The organism is Kitasatospora griseola (assembly GCF_014648555.1).
Lineage (GTDB): Bacteria > Actinomycetota > Actinomycetes > Streptomycetales > Streptomycetaceae > Kitasatospora > Kitasatospora griseola.
The window spans coordinates 293-5549 of the sequence record NZ_BMRI01000081.1; the positions used below are offsets into that span (position 1 = coordinate 293).

General features: G+C 71.8%; 4 protein-coding genes. 3 read left to right on the plus strand and 1 reads right to left on the minus strand.

Annotated elements, in window-relative coordinates; all coding sequences use genetic code 11:
- The first annotated feature begins 806 nt into the window (after positions 1-806).
- Positions 807-2861 (plus strand): DUF7927 domain-containing protein, encoded by a 2055-nt coding sequence (locus tag IEZ12_RS37015; protein WP_189278786.1) that lies wholly within the window; start codon positions 807-809, stop codon positions 2859-2861.
- Positions 2862-2984: 123 nt separating this feature from the next.
- Here IEZ12_RS37015 and IEZ12_RS37020 read toward each other — a convergent pair whose 3' ends face one another.
- Entirely contained in the window at positions 2985-3155 is a 171-nt protein-coding gene (locus IEZ12_RS37020) for a hypothetical protein (RefSeq protein WP_189278788.1), read from the minus strand.
- A 130-nt stretch (positions 3156-3285) separates the two neighbouring features.
- On the opposite strand from IEZ12_RS37020, the gene IEZ12_RS37025 reads away from it, so the two are divergent.
- The gene (locus IEZ12_RS37025) at positions 3286-3600 is read left to right on the plus strand and encodes a hypothetical protein (RefSeq protein WP_189278790.1); all 315 of its coding nucleotides are present in this window, start codon (positions 3286-3288) and stop codon (positions 3598-3600) included.
- A 174-nt stretch (positions 3601-3774) separates the two neighbouring features.
- The gene (locus IEZ12_RS37030) at positions 3775-5115 is read left to right on the plus strand and encodes a GH1 family beta-glucosidase (RefSeq protein WP_189278792.1); all 1341 of its coding nucleotides are present in this window, start codon (positions 3775-3777) and stop codon (positions 5113-5115) included.
- Positions 5116-5257 lie beyond the last annotated feature (142 nt).

Consider the following 5257-nt stretch of genomic DNA (forward strand, 5'->3'; position numbering starts at 1 on the left):
CGCCAAGATCAATTACGAGACAGGGCCTAGTGTTTACCTGCCCATGGGGTGAGCCTTGGCGGCCTGGCGGAACGGCCGACCTGCCGGCGCCCGGCCCCCGGATCCGGTTCGGCGGGCCGGTCTCCGTCGGGACGGGTTGACTCGTCGTCAGTAGGCGGGCGCCGAGCTCCTCGTGGCCGCCGGCTCGGCCGGCTCGCCCTGGGCGGCCGGCTCGAACCGCCTGGCGGTCACGGGCCGCGTCATCGACGTTCCGGACCTGGCGGCCCGGCTTCTTCGCCTCGCCGGGGCGCGGGGCGCTCGTCATCGGTGCCGAGGGGGCCGTCCGCCGGTCCTGGCGCCCTGGAACATCCGCCACCCATGTCGACATGTTGATGCTAGGGGGTGCGATGCGGCCAACAAGGTAATTTCCCGCCCGGCACCGCGAGGTGACGAACGTTCAGGAGCAGGAGATGAGGGAGTGTGTCCCTACTCGACCTGGTCGAACAGTGACAGAACGTCATGATTCCGACCTGGAAGGTCCCCTCACCCTCCCGTACCCTCGAAGATCTCCTGGAGCCTCCGTGAGAGACCGCACGCCACCCGCCACGCGCGGGAAACGCCTGGCATTCGGAAACCGGGTCCGCCGCCTGCCCGGTCGCGCGGTGATCGGTGCCGTCGCCGCCTCGGCGCTCGCGCTCGCCCCCTCCGCACCGCTTGCCGCCCCGTCGTCTGCCTCCTCCTTGGACAAGGTCCAGGCACCGGCGGACACGACCGGCACGGCGGTTCGCGGTCTCGGGACGCAGCGGCCGATCGGTCCGGATCCGGTGGTGGACCTGCTGGCGCGCGGCAACCTCACGATGGCGTCGAACTCGGTGCTGACCTGCGACGACAGTGACGGCTCGGTCTGCAACGACACCGAGGGCTCCAACAACAACCGCACCAAGTACGTCAAGATCGACCCGAACGCGCCCGGGAACAACGCGTCCTCCGCGCAGCTGGTGATCCCGGCCGGTGCCCAGGTGTTGTCGGCCCGGCTGTACTGGCAGTTCAACCCGACCAACACCAGCACCATGGGCGGCAGTTCCGGGGACATCAACACCGGCAACCACGTGTTCTGGAAGGTCCCGGGCGGTTCCTCCTACGAGCAGCTCACCGCCGACACCTACGACTGGTTCGACCAGCAGGTCGGCGGCACCCCGCCGGAGCCGCTGCTGGCCGGGGCGGGCGTGAAGGACGTCACCGCCGAGGTGAAGGCCGCCGGTGCGGGCAGCTACACCGTCGCTGACATCCAGGCGTGCGCCGGACGTTCCTCCGCGCAGAACTTCGGCGGCAACAACGTGGGCTGCTGGGGCGGCTGGTCGCTGGTGGTCGCCTACGAGGACCAGGCGGAGCCGCTGCGCTACCTCCAGGTCTGGGACGGCTTCCAACTGTTGCGCGACCCCAACAACCTCGCGACGATCACCCTCGCCGGCATCCGCACGCCCGCCACCGCCCCGCCGGCCACCATGGGCGTCACCGTCGGCGACGGCGACGCGCCGATCGCGGGCGACCAGTTGCTGGTCGGCTCCTCGGTCGACGACCTGACGCTGCTGCCGATGCCCGACCCGGCCGGCGGCGTCACCACCGACAACGCCTTCACCAGCCGGATCGACCACGTCGCCGCGGACGGGACCGGCACCAACATCACCACCCGCGATCCCGCGCCGGTGAACAACTACGGCTACGACGCCCGGATGATCGACGTCACCGGCAAGATCCCCGCCGGCAGCACCCAGGCCGTGCTGCGGATCAACGGAGCGGGCGACGCGCTCGAACCCCAGGCCGTCTGGCTCGCCATCGACGCCCTCGAACCGGATCTGCAGATCACCAAGGCCAACAACCCGGCCGGCTCCACCACGGACACCCCGCCCGGCACCGTCGACCCCGGGGCCGAGATCACCTACACCTTCACCCTCGCCAATCGACACAGTGACGGCGGCACCGCCGGCCTGGACACCGCCACCGACGTCACCCTGACCGACGTGCTGCCCGCCGGCACCACCTACGTCGACGGCTCCGGCGCCGGCTGCACCGCCTTCGGGCAGCAGGTCACCTGCACCGCCGCCGACCTCGCTCCGGGCGCCGAGGCCACCGTCTCCTTCCGGGCCAGGGTCGACGCCGGGCTCGCACCGGGCACCAAGCTCGACGACACCGCCTCGCTCTCCTACCGCGGTATCCAGACCGACCGCGAGCAGCAGCGCACCAGCAACACCGTGCGCAACACCGTCGCCGAGCACGCCGGCTACCGGCTCGCCAAGAGCGCCGACAAGGCCCAGGCCCTCCCCGGTGACACCGTCGAGTACCAGGTGGACATCACCAACACCGGCAACACGCCGCTCACCCAACTGACCGTCACCGACGACCTGAGCGCCGTCCTCGACGACGCCACGTACAACGACGACGCCACCGCCACCACGGGCACGCCGTCCTACGCCCGGCCGGTGCTCAGCTGGACCGGCGACCTGCCGGTCGGCGCCAGTGCCCGGGTGACCTACACGGTGGAGGTCAACGACCCGGCCACCGGGGACCACACGCTGCGCAACACGGTCGTGGCCGACCAGGCGGGCGGCAACTGTCCGGCCGGTTCCACCGCCGCCGAGTGCACGGCCACCGTCACCGTGAACACCCCGACCACTTCGCCGAGCCCCGGCCCGACCTCCCCTGCCCCGACCGGGAGCGGCAGCCACGGCCCGGGGCACGGCGGCAAGCCGGGCCACCCGACCGGCGAAGGTCTGGCCGACACGGGCAGTCAGGTCGCTCTGACCGGGGGCATCGCCACGGTCCTCGGCCTCGGCGGAGCGCTCTTCCTGGCGGCCTCCCGCCGTCGGCGCCACCGGCACTGACAACCCCGTCCGGACCCGCTGCGAGGGCGGCCACCGAAGCCGTAGGTGGCCGCCCTCGCACGTGCCCGGACGGGACTCGAATCGATCACCGCGACCGATGAGACCCAAGGCACTTCCTGCCTGTCAGCCGATCGGGGCGGGTCGCGGTGCGGGTGCGTGGGGCGCGGTGCGGCGGGTGGTGGCAAGGCCGGGGAGGAGGGAGGCGGCGAAGCCGATGCCGACCATGGTCCAGGCCCGTCCGAGCCCGGCCTCGGCCTGGGCGTCGAAGTAGACCGCCCGCGGCGGCCTGTCCATCACCGCCACCCGCGACGTTCTCACTGCGATCGATCAGCCGCTCGAACCGCTGGACACGCTCCGCGTCGTCCACCACGCCCGGCCCACTACGGGCGACGACGCCGCCGGGGCCGACGCGGTCGACGAGCAGGTGCCGCAGGTCGTCTCCGAGGACTCGCTGCACCGCAGAGCGCTCGCCGCCAGCCTGATGGACCTCAACCGCCTCGGCATGGAGTGCGGCACGGAGGAACTGCTGCCCCACGCCGAACTCGCCGCCGCCGCAGCCCGATTGGACCTCGACCGGCTCGAACGCATCGAGGACCGCCTCCGGCTCGCCGAACACGCAGCCATCGTCGTCCTGCTCCTCGAACCCGTTCTGGCCGTGCTGCGCCGCCTTGCCCAGGAGGTCGAGTTCCGCCGACGCACGGCGTGGGCCCGAACCGAGGACGGAGCGGACCCGCAGTGAGGGGTCTGTGGCCGGGCGCTCCGATCGAAGTCGGGTCCGTGCGAGGCGTTGGCGGTGCTGGGGTGGTTGGCGGGTTGCTGGATCGGGCGTCCCTTCCTCTGGACCCGCACTCTCCGCCTTCCTAACATGAGCACTGCTCGCATTTTGTGACTCGTGTTGTGTGGAAGGACCCCCATGACGGACCGTTACAACCTCCCCGCCGGCTTCCGCTGGGGCGCCTCCACTGCCGCGTACCAGATCGAGGGGGCGGTCGACGAGGGCGGCCGGGGCCCGTCGGTCTGGGACACCTTCTGCGAGCGGCCGGGTGCGGTGAAGAACGGCGACAGCGGGCGGGAGGCCTGCGACCACTACCACCGTTGGCCCGAGGACGTGGAGTTGATGCGCGGACTCGGGCTCGACACCTACCGGTTCTCGCTCGCTTGGACGCGCGTCCAGCCCACCGGCCGGGGCCCCGTCAACGCTGCCGGGCTCGACTTCTACGACCGGCTGGTCGACGGGCTCCTCGCGGCCGGCATCACGCCGCTGCCCACCCTGTTCCACTGGGACCTGCCGCAGGCACTGGAGGACGAGGGCGGCTGGATGCACCGGGAAACCGCTTTCCGTTTCGCCGAGTACGCGTCCGTGGCGGCCGACCGGCTCGGCGACCGCGTCCCCGCCTGGATCACCCTCAACGAGCCCTTCGTGCACATGGTCTACGGCTACGCCCTGGGCATCCACGCGCCCGGCCACGGCATGATGCTCGATGCACTCCCGGCCGCCCACCACCAGCTGCTCGCCCACGGCCTGGCCGCCGCCGAGCTGCGCTCCCGAGGCCTCGACGTCCTGATCGCCAACAACCTGACGCCCGTCCGGCCCGCGAGCGACTCCGCCGAGGACCGGGCCGCCGCCGACGCCTACGACGCCCTGCACAACCGGCTGTTCACGGACCCGCTGCTGCTCGGCCGCTACCCCGACCTGTCCGCGTACGGGGTGGGGGAGGACCTGCACGGTTCCGTCCGGGACGGCGATCTCGCGCTGATGGCCGCCCCCGGCCTCGACGGACTGGGCGTCAACTACTACAACCCCACCCGCATCGCGGCCCCCACCGACCCGGGACTCCCGTTCGCCGAGGCCCCCATCGACGGCGTCCCCCGCACCCACTTCGGCTGGCCCGTGGTCCCGGACGGCCTGCGCGAACTCCTGCTGACCCTCCGCGACCGCTACGGCGCCGCCCTGCCCCCGATCACCGTCACCGAGAGCGGCTGCTCCACCGACGACACCCTCGACGACACCTTCCGCATCGACTACCTCGCCGGCCACCTCGACGCCCTGGCCCGCGCCGCCGCCGACGGCATCGACGTCCGCGGCTACTGCACCTGGTCCCTGCTCGACAACTTCGAATGGGCCGAGGGCTACAGCCAGCGCTTCGGCCTGGTCCACGTCGACTTCACGACTCAGCGCCGCACGCCGAAGGCGTCGTACGCCTGGTACCGCGACCTGATTGCTGCTCACCGGGCGAAGACCGCGGCGCTGTAGCAGCGTCCGGCAGGCTCCGGTGTCGGCGGGGCACGGCGCTCGCCCGTCGGGCGTGCCCCGCCGTCAGAGGGCGTTCGATACCGATTTAGGCTGCCGCAGGTGGTTTCGGTCGGAGGTATTGCCCGGTTCTGTCCGGGCTGGC